General features: G+C 33.3%; 13 protein-coding genes. 2 read left to right on the forward strand and 11 right to left on the reverse strand.

Annotation, left to right across the window (positions count from 1 at the left end; genetic code table 11):
* The first annotated feature begins 13 nt into the window (after positions 1 to 13).
* Positions 14 to 634: an L-threonylcarbamoyladenylate synthase gene (locus P178_RS0113610; RefSeq protein WP_027066729.1), complete on the forward strand. Its 621-nt coding sequence runs from the start codon at positions 14 to 16 to the stop codon at positions 632 to 634.
* Positions 635 to 716: 82 nt separating this feature from the next.
* Here the strand turns inward: P178_RS0113610 and P178_RS0113615 are convergent, their stop codons facing one another.
* From P178_RS0113615 to P178_RS0113625, 3 genes are all read right to left on the reverse strand, one after another.
* Entirely contained in the window at positions 717 to 1,571 is an 855-nt protein-coding gene (locus P178_RS0113615) for an OmpA family protein (protein ID WP_027066730.1), read from the reverse strand.
* A gap of 97 nt (positions 1,572 to 1,668) precedes the next feature.
* Positions 1,669 to 2,670, reverse strand: coding sequence for a glycosyltransferase family 2 protein (locus tag P178_RS0113620; RefSeq protein WP_027066731.1), 1,002 nt, complete (start codon positions 2,668 to 2,670; stop codon positions 1,669 to 1,671).
* Positions 2,671 to 2,682: 12 nt separating this feature from the next.
* Positions 2,683 to 3,129 (reverse strand): type I restriction enzyme HsdR N-terminal domain-containing protein, encoded by a 447-nt coding sequence (locus tag P178_RS0113625; protein WP_027066732.1) that lies wholly within the window; start codon positions 3,127 to 3,129, stop codon positions 2,683 to 2,685.
* A 26-nt stretch (positions 3,130 to 3,155) separates the two neighbouring features.
* On the opposite strand from P178_RS0113625, the gene holA reads away from it, so the two are divergent.
* Positions 3,156 to 4,157, forward strand: coding sequence for a DNA polymerase III subunit delta (gene holA / locus P178_RS0113630; RefSeq protein ID WP_027066733.1), 1,002 nt, complete (start codon positions 3,156 to 3,158; stop codon positions 4,155 to 4,157).
* Positions 4,158 to 4,160: 3 nt separating this feature from the next.
* Here the strand turns inward: holA and P178_RS0113635 are convergent, their stop codons facing one another.
* From P178_RS0113635 to P178_RS0113670, 8 genes are all read right to left on the reverse strand, one after another.
* Positions 4,161 to 4,538, reverse strand: coding sequence for a DoxX family protein (locus P178_RS0113635; protein WP_027066734.1), 378 nt, complete (start codon positions 4,536 to 4,538; stop codon positions 4,161 to 4,163).
* Between the two features lie 238 nt (positions 4,539 to 4,776).
* Entirely contained in the window at positions 4,777 to 7,188 is a 2,412-nt protein-coding gene (locus P178_RS0113640; RefSeq protein ID WP_027066735.1) for a thiamine pyrophosphate-dependent enzyme, read from the reverse strand.
* A gap of 156 nt (positions 7,189 to 7,344) precedes the next feature.
* Positions 7,345 to 10,194, reverse strand: coding sequence for a M1 family aminopeptidase (locus P178_RS0113645; RefSeq protein WP_197026807.1), 2,850 nt, complete (start codon positions 10,192 to 10,194; stop codon positions 7,345 to 7,347).
* Between the two features lie 8 nt (positions 10,195 to 10,202).
* The gene (locus P178_RS0113650; protein ID WP_027066737.1) at positions 10,203 to 10,889 is read right to left on the reverse strand and encodes a TIGR00730 family Rossman fold protein; all 687 of its coding nucleotides are present in this window, start codon (positions 10,887 to 10,889) and stop codon (positions 10,203 to 10,205) included.
* Between the two features lie 43 nt (positions 10,890 to 10,932).
* The gene (uvrA, locus tag P178_RS0113655; RefSeq protein ID WP_027066738.1) at positions 10,933 to 13,764 is read right to left on the reverse strand and encodes an excinuclease ABC subunit UvrA; all 2,832 of its coding nucleotides are present in this window, start codon (positions 13,762 to 13,764) and stop codon (positions 10,933 to 10,935) included.
* Positions 13,765 to 13,879: 115 nt separating this feature from the next.
* Positions 13,880 to 14,716 carry a universal stress protein gene (locus P178_RS0113660; protein ID WP_027066739.1) on the reverse strand — a complete coding sequence of 279 codons (837 nt, stop codon included), beginning with the start codon at positions 14,714 to 14,716 and terminating at the stop codon, positions 13,880 to 13,882.
* A 68-nt stretch (positions 14,717 to 14,784) separates the two neighbouring features.
* Positions 14,785 to 15,837, reverse strand: a complete 1,053-nt coding sequence (locus P178_RS0113665; RefSeq protein WP_027066740.1) for a response regulator — start codon at positions 15,835 to 15,837, stop codon at positions 14,785 to 14,787.
* Between the two features lie 3 nt (positions 15,838 to 15,840).
* Positions 15,841 to 17,352, reverse strand: a complete 1,512-nt coding sequence (locus P178_RS0113670) for a PAS domain-containing sensor histidine kinase (protein WP_027066741.1) — start codon at positions 17,350 to 17,352, stop codon at positions 15,841 to 15,843.
* Between the last annotated feature and the right edge of the window lie 60 nt (positions 17,353 to 17,412).

Here is a 17,412-nt window from a genome sequence, read left to right on the forward strand (position 1 = left end):
AAACCAAAATACTATGGCCGAGTTTATAAGAATTTACGAAGAGAACCCTAACCCTAAAGAAATTAAAAGGGTAGTGGAAGTATTGCGTAAAGGTGGCTTGGTTATTTATCCTACCGATACGGTTTATGGTTTGGGCTGTGATATAACAAATACCAAAGCACTTGAGAAAATTGCGCGTATAAAAGGTATTAAACTGGCAAAAGCCAATTGGTCTTTTATCTGTACCGATTTAAGTAACCTATCAGACTATGTTCGGCAAATAGACACGGCAACCTTTAAAATTTTAAAAAGAGCCTTACCTGGTCCTTACACGTTTATTTTACCTGGTAATAATAATTTGCCGAAGGAATTTAAAAAGAAAAAAACTGTTGGTATTCGTGTGCCAGATAATAGTATAGTTAAAGCGCTGGTAGAAGAGTTGGGTAACCCTATTGTTTCTACTTCTATTCATGATGATGATGATGTATTGGAATATACTACAGACCCAGAATTAATATATGAGAAATGGGATAACCTTGTGGATATTGTAATTGATGGCGGTTATGGAGGTAATGTAGGTTCTACGATTATAGATGTTTCTACAGGAAGCCCAGAAGTTATTAGAGAGGGTAAAGGAAGTTTAGATATTATCTAATTATTCTTTATACTTCCCTGAAAATAAAGCATAAAAAAAGCGGCTCAATTGAGCCGCTTTAATTTTATATACTAATCAGATATTATTTATTGATAGCAGGATCTTTCATTCCTTCTTCAATCATACTATAGAACTGATCAATTTTAGGAAGAACAACGATACGAGTTCTTCTGTTTTTAGATTTTTCAGTTGTAGAAACTGGTATGTACTCAGATCTACCAGCAGCAGTCATTCTCTTAGGGTCAACATTGAAATCATTTTGTAAAATACGAACTACAGCAGTAGCACGTTTAACACTTAAATCCCAGTTATCTAATAAAGAACCGTTACCTCTATAAGGTACGTTGTCAGTATGACCTTCTACCATGAATTCAAAATCAGGCTTATTATTTACAACTTTAGCAACTTTACCAAGAACTTCTTTTGCTCTACTAGTAACATTGTAGCTACCGCTGCTAAATAATAATTTATCCGAAATAGAAACGAAAACAACACCTTTTTCAACGCTGATTTCAATATCCTCATCATCCATATTTCCTAAAACACCTTTTAAGCTCTGTACCAAAGAAAGGTTTACAGAATCTCTACGTGTAATAGCATCATTTAACTTACGAATAGTTAAATCTTTTTCTTGTAGGCTTTCTAATGATTTTTCTAAGTTCTCAGCACCTTTGGTAGTCAAAGTTGTCAAGTTCCCCATGTTGTTAATCAACTCTTGGTTGTTTGCCTTTAAGAATGAGTTTTGATCTTCTAAAGTTTGTAATCTAGATGAAGCAGTTGCTTTTTCTTCTAAACAATCATTTAACTTTACCGTTGCAGAGTTCAATAAATCTTGTGCATTTTTGTGTTTTGCTTCAAGATCTGCATACTTCTTTGATGAAACACAAGAAGAAAGTAATAGCGTTACTCCAAGACATCCTAATAATACTTTTTTCATAATTCTATTCAATTATAATTTAGTGGTTTACTTCAATTTTCGCATCTAAGCGACTCCAAAATTATGTAATTAGGAAGTTACTTATATACCATGTTAGTTAATCTTTTACTAAAATGTTAAAATTGCTTATTCTATGTACGAAGTAAGACCATACAATGGACTTCGTAACATAGTATTTTCTGAGAAATTGCGTTTTTTCTCTCTTTTTATACATTTTTCTAAATTGTCTATAAAAACTTAAATGTGCCCTAAAAATAGCAAAAAAGTGTTTAAATCTTAACTGAAAAAGAAATCGCATTGCCGCAATACCATCTAGCAATAATCTAAGAAAAATAATTATAAACGCTTTTCTTCGAGGAAGATTTTTTGTGATGGAAAATAAAGTATTTCTAAAATTTAGATATGTTTTTTTAGGATTCATGTTACTCAAAGTAGAACCACCCAAATGGTAAACACTTGATGTACCTACATAATAGATTTTATACCCATGGTTTTTAGCACGCCAGCATAAGTCTACCTCTTCTTGGTGTGCAAAATAGTCCTCATCAAAACCATTAAGTTCATGGAATACATTTTTCTTTATAAACATACAGGCACCTGTTGCCCAAAATATTTCTTTTATGTCATTATATTGACCATTGTCTTTTTCTAAGGTTTGAAAAACTCGACCTCTACAAAATGGATATCCTAATTGATCAATGAAGCCACCAGCAGCACCGGCATATTCAAAATGATCTTTTTTAAGTAAATCTAAAATTTTGGGTTGAATAATGGCTGCGTCAGGAATGTTCACAAAGGCTTTTTCAATAGGAGCTAACCAGTTCTCTGTTACTTCAACATCTGAATTCAGTAAACAGAATATATCTGCATCAACATGTTTCAATGCATCATTATAACCTTTGGTGAAACCACCATTTTCTGAATTCTGAATAATCTTGACTGTTGGATAATTGGTAGTGACAAATGTTACGGACTCGTCTTTGGAAGCATTATCTGCCACGTATATATCTGCATCAGGAGAATAATTGATAACAGAAGGTAGGTACCTTTCTAAAAGCACTTCACCATTCCAATTTAATATGACTACAGCTATCTTCAAAACGATCGCAAATTAACGGCTAAAATCAGGAATCTCTTGCATAAATTCATATTTTTCCGCAATTAAGTCTGTTTGACAATAAAAATGAGATAGTCCATTAGTGACCATTAAGTAAGTTGCATTCAATTTAAAATTATACTGTGCTATTTGATCAAATGTTGTTTGGGATATTTTAATTTCCGGTGCTTTGCACTCTACGAGTATGCTAAGTTGTCCATTAGGTTCAAAGACAACGATGTCATATCTTTTCTTTAAACCGTTAAGTGTAATCTGCTTTTCAACGTTAATATGGCTAATAGGATAGTTCTTTTCTTGAATAAGAAATTGTAGCACATGTTGTCGTACCCATTCCTCTGGAGTAAGGACCACAAATTTTTTACGTATTTCGTCAAAAATTAAGGTTCTATTTTCGCTATTTTTGACCCTGAAAGTGTAGCTAGGGAAATTTAGTCGCTGCATTATACAAAGTTGATGAATTTTTCTGAATGGATGAAGCTGTACAAATAGTCAATACAATTAAAAAAGGGCAGATTAGCCCCATTTATTTCTTGTATGGAGAAGAAGCATATTTTATTGATAAAATATCTGATTTTATAGGTGCTAAAGTTTTGACCGAGGAAGAGAAAGGTTTTAATCAAATGGTGCTTTATGGAAGAGATGTTTCTATAGATGACATTGTTGGTAACGCAAAACGTTACCCTATGATGGCAGAACGCCAAGTTGTAATAGTTAAGGAGGCACAACATTTATCTCGTACTATTGAAAATCTGTGTGCCTATGCAGAGAACCCTCAGCAGTCTACAGTTCTTGTTATTTGTTACAAGTACAAGAAGCTAGACAAGCGTAAGAAACTTCATAAAATCATTAAAAAAAACGGAGTAATTTTTGAAAGCAAGAAGCTTTACGAAAATCAGGTTAGTGATTGGCTCAGAAAGCATTTGTTAAGTAGTGGTTATACCATATCTCATAAAGCAGTCTTATTATTGGTAGAATATTTGGGAACGGATTTGAGCAAAATCAGTAAGGAACTTGAAAAATTAAAATTAGCCTTACCACAAAAAACAGAAATTAATCCTCAACATATTGAGGAACATATAGGTATAAGTAAAGATTATAATAATTTTGAGTTGAAAAGAGCAATTGGGGATAGAGATATTGTTAAGGCCACTAAGATTATTAATTACTTCGCCCAAAACCCTAAAGACAATCCTTTTATACTAACGATTACCTTATTGCATTCCTTTTTTACGCAGTTATTGCAGTATCATGGGCTAAGTGACCATTCCCCTAAAAACGTGGCAAGTGCCTTACGCATAAATCCTTATTTCGTTAGTGAAGTACAAACAGCTGCTAGAAATTACCCTATGAAAAAAGTCAGTGGGATTATATCTAGTCTTCGTGAAATGGATTTGAAAGGCAAAGGAGTTGGGGCAACACCAATGAAAGAAATAGATTTACTTAAAGAATTACTTTATAAAATAGTTTAATTACTATTTTCTGTCTATTCCAAACTTACCTGGTCCAAGAAGTGAAATTGTCACAAAAGAAACTAAATAAAATACCGCTTTCTCTTTAGTGCCAAAATCATCTGCACCATGAATTAAAAATGCAGCAATAGCCATTGTAATTGCTGTTGGTATTGCCGATAAGCGCGTTTTAAAACCTATAATAACTAAAATAGGACAAATGAATTCTCCAATAACAGCCAAAAATAGTGAAGGTGTTTCACCAATTCCAATTGGATCTGCAAATTGAAAATCTCCAGAAATAAGTTTTTGAAATTTAGGAAGTCCGTGGGTTAGCATCATTGCTGATACCGCAATTCTAAAAAAAGCTAAGCCAATATCTTTTAATATGGTGTTTTTCATTTGTGCCTAATATTTACTTTAAAAGTATCATTTTTTTTTTTGTTTTTGTTAATTATGTTGTAGTTGGTTATGTGCTAATCAAAAAAAAATCTCATTAAAAAATAGAGGTAGCTTAGTTTTCAGTAAGTTAAGAGAACTTGTGATATTGTTAAATTATTCAATTAATTTTTTGACTGAAATTTAGGCATAAAAAAATCCCACTTAACATGGGATTTTTCTTACTATTTGTTAAGTATTTCTATCTTAATTTCGGGTAGTCACCAGGATTAACCTCATGCATAATCATATAAACTTTTTCAAAAATATCTTCTCTATTTGGTTTTGAAAAATAATCACCATCAGAACCATAAGCAGGTCTATGCGCTTTTGCCGTTAAAGTTTGTGGTGCGCTATCTAAATATTTAAAAGCTCCTTGTTTTTCAATTATCTCGTTTAATATGTAAGCAGAGCATCCACCTGGTACGTCTTCATCTACAACCAACAATCGGTTTGTCTTTTTTACGCTCTCTAATACATCTTTTTCTATGTCAAAAGGGAGTAAGGTCTGTGCATCAATTATTTCTGCATCAATACCCACTTCTACTAATTCTTTAACTGCTTTTTCAACAATACGTAGCGTTGAACCATATGAAACAATGGTAATATCCTTTCCTTCTTTTATAGTTTCAACTTTACCTATAGGAGTACAGAATTCACCTAAGTTTTTTGGTTTTCTTTCTTTTAATCTATAGCCGTTTAAACTTTCAATAACCAAGGCAGGTTCATCACTTTTTAATAACGTATTATAAAAACCAGCAGCTTGTGTCATGTTTCTAGGTGCCAAAATATACATTCCCCTAAGCAAATGTATAAGTCCACCCATTTCTGATCCAGAGTGCCATATGCCCTCTAGTCTGTGACCTCTAGTTCTAATGATTAACGGGGCTTTTTGTTTTCCGGCGGTTCTATATAAAAGTGTAGCTAAATCATCCGTTAAGGTTGACATTGCATAGAAAATGTAATCTAAGTATTGAATTTCTGCAATAGGTCTTAGACCTCTTAAAGCCATACCTAAACCTTGACCAATAATAGTGGTCTCGCGGATACCGGTATCTGCAACACGAATTTTACCGTACTTCTCTTGCATACCTTCAAGCCCTTGATTTACATCACCAATTGCGCCAGTATCTTCTCCAAATATTAGTGTATTTGGGTATTTTTCAAATAGCTTGTCAAAATTATCTCTTAAAATAACTCTACCATCTACCTGTTCAATATCATCATTATATTCCGGTTTTACTGCAGTGACGTTGGTAGCCTTATTGTCTTTTTCGCTATATAAATGAGAACTATACTTCTCTTGGGATTCCGCTAAGAAATTAGCAGTCCAGTTGATTAAATCCGACTTTTCTTGGGTGTTTTCTCCAAGTAAATATCTTAATGATTTTCTGGCCGAAATTGCTAAATCTTTTCTAACCGGCTCTTCAGTAGCAATTAAATCGTTCTTTAATTTATTTAAGAAATTTTTGTTTGCACTTTTGGCAGCGGCTTTATCAAGAAGACCAACTAATACAGCCTTATCTGAAAGAAGGTTTTTTAGGTATTCTTCCCAAGCCTGTTTTTTAGCCTCTCTAACTGTACGTTTTATTCGCTTTTCAATAGTTTCTAATTCTTCAGAAGTGGCTATGCCAGATTCTAAAATCCATTCTTTAAAGCGTTTGTTACAATCATGGTCACGTTCCCATTCTAATCGCTTATTATCTTTATAACGCTCATGAGAACCAGAAGTAGAGTGGCCTTGTGGCTGTGTCAGTTCGTTAACGTGAATTAAAACTGGTACATGTTCTTGTCGAGCAATATCCGCAGCATTTTCATAAACATGCATTAGTGCTGTATAATCCCAACCGTTAACCTTTAATATCTCATAACCTTTTTGTTCTTCGGTTCTTTGAAAACCAGAGAGAACATCGGAAATGTTTTCCTTCGTAGTGTGAAACTTTGCCGGGACAGAAATACCATACTCATCATCCCAAATACTTATAACCATAGGTACTTGTAAAACACCGGCAGCATTTATAGTTTCGAAGAACATGCCTTCACTTGTACTTGCGTTGCCAATGGTTCCCCAAGCTATTTCGTTTCCGTTAACCGAGAATTTAGCACTATCTAAACCTTTTTGGTTTCTATATACTTTAGATGCCTGTGCCAATCCTAAAAGGCGTGGCATTTGACCCGCAGTACAGGATATATCTGCGCTACTATTTTTTTGTTTGGTTAAATCTTTCCAGCTACCATCTGCGTTAAGACTATGGGTTAAAAAATGACCACCCATTTGTCTACCTGCACTCATAGGTTCCTTTTCAATATCCGTTGTAGCGTAAAGTGCGTGAAAAAACTCTTTAGGTTGTAGAAGTCCTAGAGCCATCATAAACGTTTGATCCCTATAATAACCACTTCTAAAATCACCATTCTTAAATGACCTTGCCATGGCTAATTGCGGTAATTCTTTACCGTCACCGAAAATACCAAATTTAGCTTTTCCGGTAAGGACCTCTTTTCTTCCCAATAAGCTACATGTTCTGCTTAGAAAAGCAATTTCGTAGTCATTGATAATTTGCTCTTTGAAATCTTCAAAAGAAATATCATTACTGGTTTTAGAAGAAACATCCATGTATTATCGAGTTTATACAAAATTACCGAATCAAGTAGTTTTTAGCAACGGTGTTACGAGTTAATTTATTCCATATTTTTCAACAAATTTGACATTACGTTGAAAATATCAGAATTTTAACTAAAAATTTTACTAGAGGTATTCGAAATTGTTAGTTTAAAACCATTTTCTTGTGAATAATCCAGTCAGGGTTTTTGGACTTACTGTGATGATAAAACGAATTTTCTCACCATAATTTGGTTGTGATACTTCCCAACCATTATTTGAATATACAGGTAAATAAAGTTCAAAATAGTCTGTAACCAAGTTCAATCGAACTCCAGAGTCATAAACGAACTTACCATCAATACCTTTGTTCTTAACCAAACCGGCATCACCGTAAAGTTCAATCCATTTCCATAGGTTGAAGCTTCCGTTAACCGTTGTCATCCAGTCATTTGAGAATCTATATTTTTGGTCTAAAAATGATTTAAATCCGCCTTCTGCGATAATTATCTGCTGACTATATATACCAGAATCTTCTGATCGACCTAAATAGCCATAATCAAAAAGATAATCTGTTGGGCGGTCAAGTGCAAAACTGAAGAAATCTGTTTGGGTTTTATTACTCAAAAATTTACCGGCGAAGAATCTAAGGTTCAGTTGTCTATTATTTTCAAAAAGTTTTCGGTATTCATATTCAAAGGATAGCTTACTGAAATTACCTGCCAACTGAAAATCAACAAACCAGGAGTTGTAATCTAAAATACCATTATTTCTATTGATGTATCGAGCGTTAAATACACTGTAATCAGGATTTTCAGGATCATTGGCTAAGTTCTGTAATGAAGTGTCGAAGTCTCTTAAAATATTAATATATCTAAAAGAAAGAAATTCTCTCTTGTTGGATAGTAAATCTGCTGGTCTAAACCCAAAACTAAGAGAAGGTGTAATAGAGGTGTATCTAGAATTTTCATTAAAATGAGAAGTAGAAGCTCCTATTCCATAATTTGCTACATACAATCCACTCTTGCTAAGGTATTTTCTATAATTGAACTTTCCGTAACCAACAAAAGCCTTTTCTCTAAACGAATAGGAAGGAGCAAAGTCATATACAAAAGGTCTTTCTAATAAAGTTTTATTGTAAAGTCTCATCCCGGGAGCCCAACCATCATACACATTAAAATTCAATACTGGTACATAAAAAACTTGATTGAAATACGGATTTTCAGCATCCTTAAAAAATGTAAATTTTAATTTTTTATTACTTGATAAAAATCCCTTTAAAGATTTCCAATTGTCTCTCTGGTTAAATTCTGGTATTTTTTGATCGTAGTTAAGAACTAGTCGGTCTTCTTGATTATTAGGTATGGTAAAGGTTTCTTCAAATTGAATATCGCTAAACCAATATTCAGAAACAATAGAATCTTTTTTAAGTCCAAAAACAGAAATAGGAACGTTAGTACCTTCTTTATTTTTTATGGTTACTTGTAAAGAATCTGAGTCTTTTTTTACTCTTTTGATTTTAAAATCAATCTTTCGGTCAGTAGATACGTAATCTCTAAAAAACCAATCAATATCTTGATTTGTAGAGCGTTTTAAAATAGACTCAAAATCATGAACCTTAACATTGTTTAGCTTATAGTATTCAAAAAATCTTTTTATACTTTCATCTACATGCTCCTTACCAATATAATCTGCTAAATAGGCAAGACCCAAACCAGCCTTATATTTATTCGCTATTTTTTGATTAAACTTTATAAGCGAATCGTTTGATGTTTGCAGCGCCTGGTCTAGATTTTTACGGGCCGTAAGGTTATATAAAAAAGCATATTGGTCATTAAAATCCATTTTAGCCAGCTCAAAGCTTCTAAAACCCCATATTTTAGAGAGTTTACCCATTAACTTTTGATCAGGGTAATTTTCCTCTATATATGCAATCATTAAATAATTTGCGATAGCACTATTTAGCCATTGTTCTTTACGTGGGTTTAAAAACATGGTCTCTCTTAAAATACTGTTTATGGCAGTTTTTAAGAATTTCATTTCAAATTGAAACTGTTCTTCATACGGGCGTATAAAAGATGGGAGTTGATTTAAACCATAAAGTGGGTCTTTGTTATAATCTAATTCACTAACCAATATTTTCTCGTGAGGGTAATCTCCAAGATTGTTATGTATGAAATTGGCAACTTTATTTATGGATAGACCTTGACCAATCGGACTGTATCTTGGTGCCTTTATGTCCGTTAAAAAAGTCATGTAAGGCGTTCTGTGCGTATAAAAATCCTTTTGTGTTTTCAGAATTATTTCACCACCACGCTGCAAATTTCCCTTTAGTTTGGCGAACTGCCCGTTGGGAAAAGCAGATTCTGATTTAATATCAAAATTGGAGGCTAGATATAAACTATCTGGAAATTTGAAGTTTATGACCGTATTGGTCACATTCATATATAGATCCTCTAAATTTTTGTTTGAATATAGATGCCATTGCCCATCGTATACCGCAGGCGTTAAATACCAATCTTTTAAATAATAATCACCTCTATTTCCATAACCATAAGTGGTGTACTTATTGGGTGGTAATTTCACCTTATATGTAATAAAGATTTTTGTTGACGTATTTGGTGGTAAAATGTCACCTAAAGTAACCTTTAAAATATCTTTACCCTCTGTACGGCTCCATTCAAGACCATTATAGGAATCATCAACCACACTAATTATGGTTGTTTTGCCACGTTCATCAGCTTTAGCCAAATGAAGTGATTTCTTAAATTCTTGAGCAAATCTTTTCGCTAAACCTGTGTTCTTATCAGAATAGGCGTTTGCCCAATCATTGAAGTATATAACACCAAGGTTGTAGTTAGAGTTGTTATAATAAGTGAACTCTTGTCGTATATCTAATTCTTTGGTATACTCGTTTAAACTAACCGTTAGGTTAGTCTCATATTGAGCATAACAATTAGTGACGTTAGCGACTAAAAGTAAGATGCAAGTACAGAAAAATGAATAAAAGTTACGTATCAAAGTAGGGATTAAAAATTAGGACTCATGCTGTGCCCTTTGTAAAAGGAATCAATAATCTCAACTACCTCATCTTCGGTATCTACAATTTTAATAAGATTTAAATCTTCGGGACTGATAGTACCCATTTTAAGCATGGTACCTTTTACCCAATCCATTAAACCTGTCCAGAAATCGCTGCCAACCAGAATTATTGGAAATTTCCCAATTTTATGTGTTTGAATAAGTGTAATAGCCTCAAAAAGCTCATCTAAAGTTCCAAAACCTCCTGGCATTACTACAAAGCCTTGAGAGTATTTTACGAACATAACTTTTCTAACGAAAAAATAGTCGAAATCTAAACTCTTATCATTGTCAATATATGGATTGTCATGTTGCTCAAAAGGTAAATCTATATTTAAACCCACTGAAGTTCCACCAGCAAGGTTTGCACCTCTGTTACCAGCTTCCATTATACCTGGACCACCACCAGTAATAACACCATAACCAGCCTCAGCTATAGATTTAGCTATAGATACTGCTAGTTTGTAATACGGGTCTTCTTCTTTTGTTCTTGCAGACCCAAATATTGAAACACATGGCCCAATTTTGCTCATACGTTCAAAACCATTAACAAATTCGCCCATTATTTTGAAAATAGCCCAAGAGTCATTTGTCTTAATCTCGTTCCAACCTTTATGATGTTTTTCTGATCTCATATTTTAAATACAATCTTAATAGTTAAATGTAATAACTAATATTTTATTTTAATTCTCTCTTTAAAAACTTTGCCGTGTAGCTTTTCTTGTCTTTTGCAACTTGCTCAGGCGTTCCTTTTGCAACCAATTGGCCGCCAGAGCGTCCGCCTTCGTAACCAATGTCTAAAATGTAATCTACCATTTTAATTACATCCATATTGTGTTCAATGACTAATACGGTATTTCCTTTGTCAGCTAATTTATTCAAAACTTCCATCAAAACCCTTATATCTTCAAAATGTAACCCTGTGGTAGGTTCGTCTAAAATATAAAAGGTATTACCGGTATCTCTCTTAGATAGTTCTGTTGCTAGTTTAATACGTTGAGCCTCACCGCCGGATAGGGTAGTAGATTGCTGCCCAAGTGAAATATAGCCTAAACCAACATCTTGTATGGTCTTTAACTTACGATGTATTTTTGGAATAAGTTCGAAAAATGACACAGCTTCGTTAATAGTCATCTCTAGAACATCTGAAATTGACTTGCCTTTATACCGTATTTCTAATGTTTCTCTGTTGAATCTTTTACCGTTACAGGTTTCGCATTCTACATAAACATCAGGCAAGAAATTCATTTCAATAACTCTTAATCCACCACCTTGGCAAGTTTCGCAACGACCGCCTTTAACATTGAAACTAAATCTGCCAGGTTTGTAACCTCTTATTGAAGCTTCAGTTGTTTTAGCAAATAATGACCTTATTTCGCTAAAAACCCCTGTATATGTAGCTGGATTTGATCTTGGGGTTCTACCAATTGGCGATTGGTTGATGTCAATTACTTTATCTATATGCTCAAGACCTGTAATTTTTTTATATGGCATTGGCTTTTTAACTCCATTAAAATAATGGGCGTTCATTATAGGGTAAAGCGTCTCGTTTATTAGTGTAGATTTTCCACTACCTGAAACTCCTGTAACCCCAATCATTTTACCTAATGGGAATTTTACAGTGACATTTTTTAAATTATTACCCGTACAGCCAGAAAGCACAATTTCCTTACCATTACCAGCTCTTCGCTTTTCTGGTACTTCTATTTTTTTGACACCGGTCATGTAATCGGCTGTCAATGTATGTACGTTCTTTAATTCTTCTGGAGTGCCTTCAGAAATAATTTGACCTCCGTTTTTACCAGCTTTTGGTCCAATATCAATTACATGATCGGCACGTTCTATCATGTCGCGATCATGTTCAACCACAATTACAGAATTGCCTATGTCCCTTAAAGCTTCTAAAGATTTTATCAATCTCTCGTTATCTCGCTGGTGCAATCCAATACTAGGTTCATCTAAAATATAAAGAACACCTACCAGCTGTGATCCTATTTGTGTGGCTAGTCTAATTCTTTGAGCTTCACCACCAGATAAGGATTTAGAGCTTCTATTTAAGGATAGGTAATCTAAACCAACATCTAAAAGAAATTGAATTCTAGTGTTTATCTCCTTTATTATTTCTTCGGCAATTTTAAGTTGATTACCACTTAGTTTTTTGTCTAAGCCATTAAAGAATTCCGCTAACTCAACAATATCCAAATTAGCTAGCTCAGCAATATTTTTTTCTTCAATTTTAAAATAGAGCGATTCTTTTCTTAAACGAAACCCAGTACAAGTAGGACATGTAATTTTGTCCATGTATTCTTTTGCCCATCGCTTTATGGATGTTGAAGCTGCTTCCTCAAACTGATTTTTAATAAAATTTGAAATACCTTCATAATCAATTTTGTAGGTGCGTTTAACTCCTAAAGTTTTGGAGTCTACTTCAAAACTTTCTTTACCGCCATTTAAAAGAATTTCAATTGCCTCAACAGGTAAAGATTCAATAGGGTCGGTTATTTCAAAATTATAACGCTCAGCTATGGTCTCAATCTGTTTAAACGCCCAAGATTTTTTATAGTCTCCTAAAGGAGCTATTCCGCCGCCTTTTATAGATAGTTTTTTATTTGGAAAAATCTTCTTTTCATTGACCTCGTATACATGACCTAAACCACTACAGTTAGGGCACATGCCTTTTGGAGAGTTAAATGAAAATGTATTTGGCTCAGGGTTTGGATATGAAATGCCGGTACTTGGGCACATTAAATCTCTACTAAAATATCTAGGTACATCTGTACCTTCTTCAAGTACCATAAGTACATTATCACCACTATACATGGCAGTATTTATGGTCTCTGACAAGCGTTTATGAAAATCTTCGCTTTCTAGCACTTTTAAACGGTCAATGACAATTTCAATATCGTGGGTCTTGTACCGATCCACTTTCATGCCTTTAACAATATCTTTGACCTCACCATCTACACGAACTTTTACAAAACCTTGTTTGGCTATCTGCTCAAAAAGTTCACGGTAATGTCCTTTTCTTGATTTAATTATGGGTGCTAGAATGTTAATTTTTTTTCCGTCATAAGATTCAATGATCAAATTTTTAATCTGTTCATCGCTATAACTTACCATCTTTTCGCCAGTGTTGTAACTGTGTGCATCAGCAGCACGGGCAAAAAGTAGTCTTAAAAAATCATAAATTTCTGTAATAGTACCTACAGTGGATCTCGGTGATTTTGATGTAGTTTTCTGTTCAATGGCAATTACTGGAGATAGACCATCTATTTTATCTACATCTGGACGCTCTAAACCGCCTAAGAATTGTCTAGCATAGGCAGAGAACGTTTCAATGTAACGCCTTTGTCCCTCTGCATAAATAGTATCAAAAGCCAATGATGATTTTCCACTACCAGATAAACCAGTTATTACAACAAGTTTGTCTCGGGGAATGGTAACATCTATATTTTTAAGGTTATGCACGCGTGCGCCCTTAACCTCTATATTTTCTTCAAAATTAATCATGTATTCATAGCAAAGTTGCAAAAGTACGATTTTGAGTGCTAATTACGAATGTTATGCTATTCTTTGAAAAGGCTCAAAATCTTAAATTATTGCTCCAAATCAGAAATAGTGAACTTTACTCATGTATAACCATTAGCGGTACGGAAGTATGATAACTTAATTGTTGAATAGAGTTGTTAAAGAATAGATGTTGAAATAAGTTTAGGTTTTTAGCAACCAATATCAGCATATCAATTTTGTTGCTTGAAATGTAGTTTATGATGGAATCCCTAATATTTGCTCCAAGAATACTTTGAAAGCTATGAGAACCAAAAAAAAGCTCGTTTAAATAGTCATCTAAATATTCTTTATTATTGACTTGGGCATTTGTAAATTTAGGCTGAGATTGACTAACGTGAACTACTTCCAAGTTCGCCTTAGAAATTTCAAGTATTTCGGTCAGTGAATTTAATATAGGGTAGGAGTAGAAAAGATTAAAGTCTGTTGGAAACGCAATTTTATCAGGTGTTTTTAGTGCTGTTTCTTCTGGTATTATTAAAACGTTACAAAGTACTTTAGTGATCACATTACCTGCATTATTCCCAAATACCGAAGCTTTAAAACCGGAGACATTTTTTGTACCCAATGCTATTAAGTCTATCTTTTTTTCTTGGACAATTTTTTTAACTATATCAATAAAATTACCATACTCCTCTAAGGCTATAAACTGATGTAATATATTAGCTGGTAAACTTCCTATTTGTTCAAAGAAATGATTCAATTTATCTTTTGTTGTTGATGGATTGGGCTTAGTCAATGCCATAAAAGAATTACCTTTTACATAAGACTTGCTTAGCTCATCAATATGTAAAATAAAAAAAATGCATGATTCACCTTTATATAACTGAACAGCATATTCAAGCGCATTCCAAGAATTATTGGAAAAATCTGTGGGAATTAAAATGTGTTTCATTCATGGATACTTACAATGCAAATTTATATCCATGATGGCAGTCAATAAATGATAAATATCAGATATAACTAATTTACATATTGCAGCGCTTTTAATTCTTTAATTTGAATATTTCGTCCTTCAATAGTAATTAAGCCTTCTTTTTTAAAGCCTGATAGTGTTCGTATTAAACTTTCAGTGGCAATTCCGGCAACACTAGCTAAATCATTACGTGAAATTTTAATTGGTTCATCTTTATTGGTATTCATTATATCTGCGAACTGTAGTAAGGTCTGTGCAGTTTTTCTACGTACAGAGCTGTATGCCATCTGTAATAATTGAGCTTTTATGTTAGAGATATTCTGAGACAAAAGTTCCATTAACTCTAGCGAAATATTGTTATTCTCGCCTAATATTTCTTTTAAATTATCTTTTGAAATTCCCGCTAATTCTACTGCTTCTAATGCCGTTGCCGACTCTTGATATGGTACGTTATTTAAAAAGGAAGTAAAACCTAAAAAATCATCTGCCTTATTTAAAGAGGTAATTAATTCTTTGCCATCAGAATCCATGCTGTAACATTTTACCAATCCTTTTAGAATAAGATAAATTTTATTGGAGCGTACTCCTTCTTGAAATATTATTTCACCTTGTTTAAAACTGGCTAATTCTCCATTATCATCAAAGAAATTCTTTAGTTCATGAATGGATTGTATTTCGTTTTCTGTAACACCGTGTTCTTTAGATGTATCATCTTGCATACGCTTTATAAGCTCAGCTTTTGCCAGTCTGCTTTCTATAGCACTAGTAAGGTCTTCTTCTTCAAAAGGTTTGGTTAAATAATCATCTGCACCTAAGTCCATGCCTTTTCTAATTTCTTTATGCTCTGTTTTTGCAGAAAGAAAAATGAAAGGTATTTGTTTTGTTTTTTCGTTATTGGAAAGATTCTCTAAGACTCCATAACCATCTACTTCTGGCATCATTATATCACATATTATGATGTCGGGTAAATTTTCTATGGCGGCTTCAATACCAATTCTACCGTTTGATGCTGTAGTTACATTATATCCACAAAGTTCTAAAAGTTCTTCAGTATTCTCGCGTAAGGCTTTATCATCCTCAATCAATAAAATTCTTTTCATCTTCTAGTTGGTATTTAATTTTGGTAAATAAAGAATAAAAGTAGACCCTTTCTTTTCGGTACTTGAAAACTCAAGGCTACCTCCTAAATTCTCTATGTGTTGTTTTGCAATGTTTAAACCTATACCTGTACCTTGTGTTAATAGCGCATTCTCTGCTCTAAAATAACGATTGAATATATGTTTTTGCTCTTCTTCAGGTATACCTATTCCTTCATCTATTACTTTAATAGCGTAGTCTTTATCCCTTATTTCAACTATTATATCTATGGTTGAATCTTCTGGGGAATATTTAATTGCATTGTGTATTAAATTCGATAATGCCAATTCTAAAGTTTTCTCATCGAACCTAATATTTACTTCATCAATATTTTCTGGGTAGTGAATTTTTTGACCAGATTTAAGAAGCATATTGCAGTTGTATACTACTTCGTTAACGGTTTTACTTAATGGAAATTCTTCAATCTTATAATTTACTTTACCAGATTCTAAGCGTTCAACAGAAAGAAAATCATTAAGGATAGTATCTAGATATTTTACCTTGTTTTTTATGGTAGTTACATGTTTGTCTCTTTTTGGCTGTTGGTCTGTTTCTGTATATTTACCCAGTAACGTAATAGATGTTAAAATGCTGCTTAAAGGGGTTTTAAATTCGTGTGATACTAAGGATAAAAAACGTGTTTTAAGCTCGTTAAGTTCTTTTTCTACTGCTAATGCTTCTGTAAGTTGATGTGTTCTTTCTTCAACAATATTTTCTAAATTTTCTGTATAATCTCTTCTTTCTGTTATATCTAAAATAAAGGCAACATATACTCTGTTTTCCCCTAGATTAGATAGTTGCAGATGTACTTCAACAGGATAAGTAGAGCCATCTTTTCTGGCATGGGTGGTTTCAAATTTTACTTTGCCAGTATCACTATTTATTAATGGTGCTATTAATTCTTTGAAATATAAATCGTCTATATCTGGTTTGATATCAACAGGAGTCATAGAAGTCATTTCGTCCATAGAATAACCTATGTTTCGTTGTGCTTCTTTATTGACATTTAAAAACTTGAAAGTTTCGGCATCAAAAACATAAATTTCATTAAGTGATTCATCAAAAATACGTGCCCAATGACTAAGTTCTTCCTCGCGGCTTTTTCGTTCTGTTATATCTATAACAAGTGCCATTACATAGGTGGATCCGTAAAATTCAAATGGATTTAAACCAGCTTCTACAGGAAATTCCTTTCCATTTTTACAGATACCATATAGATTTCTTCCATGACCCATTTGACGCTTGCCACTTTTGGCAATAAACTTATCTACGTGTGCATCATGCCCAGAATGATATCTTTTTGGAATTAGAATATCTAAAGGTTTACCAATTAATTCATCTTTCATATACCCAAACATTTGTTCGGATGAAGAGTTGGTGGCAACTATTTTTTGTTCTGAATTAACTACAATAATACCCTCTGAAACACCTTCTGAAAGTAAATTGAAAATATTACTGTTTTTTTGGAAATCCTGCATATTTCAAATATATAAATAACCACTGATTTTTGTCATGTTTTCCTAATCTACGGTTTTATA

The sequence above is a fragment of the Maribacter sp. Hel_I_7 genome, from assembly GCF_000688315.1.
Classification (GTDB): Bacteria; Bacteroidota; Bacteroidia; order Flavobacteriales; family Flavobacteriaceae; genus Maribacter; species Maribacter stanieri.

Coding starts and splice junctions, on each gene's coding strand:
- P178_RS0113640 (WP_027066735.1), bottom strand. CDS start 7,188: ATGGATGTTTCTTCTAAAACCAGTAATGATATTTCTTTTGAAGATTTC.
- P178_RS0113650 (WP_027066737.1), bottom strand. CDS start 10,889: ATGAGATCAGAAAAACATCATAAAGGTTGGAACGAGATTAAGACAAAT.
- P178_RS0113615 (WP_027066730.1), bottom strand. CDS start 1,571: ATGAAAAAAGTATTATTAGGATGTCTTGGAGTAACGCTATTACTTTCT.
- holA (WP_027066733.1), top strand. CDS start 3,156: ATGGATGAAGCTGTACAAATAGTCAATACAATTAAAAAAGGGCAGATT.
- P178_RS0113635 (WP_027066734.1), bottom strand. CDS start 4,538: ATGAAAAACACCATATTAAAAGATATTGGCTTAGCTTTTTTTAGAATT.
- uvrA (WP_027066738.1), bottom strand. CDS start 13,764: ATGATTAATTTTGAAGAAAATATAGAGGTTAAGGGCGCACGCGTGCAT.
- P178_RS0113670 (WP_027066741.1), bottom strand. CDS start 17,352: ATGCAGGATTTCCAAAAAAACAGTAATATTTTCAATTTACTTTCAGAA.
- P178_RS0113610 (WP_027066729.1), top strand. CDS start 14: ATGGCCGAGTTTATAAGAATTTACGAAGAGAACCCTAACCCTAAAGAA.
- P178_RS0113665 (WP_027066740.1), bottom strand. CDS start 15,837: ATGAAAAGAATTTTATTGATTGAGGATGATAAAGCCTTACGCGAGAAT.
- P178_RS0113660 (WP_027066739.1), bottom strand. CDS start 14,716: ATGAAACACATTTTAATTCCCACAGATTTTTCCAATAATTCTTGGAAT.
- P178_RS0113625 (WP_027066732.1), bottom strand. CDS start 3,129: ATGCAGCGACTAAATTTCCCTAGCTACACTTTCAGGGTCAAAAATAGC.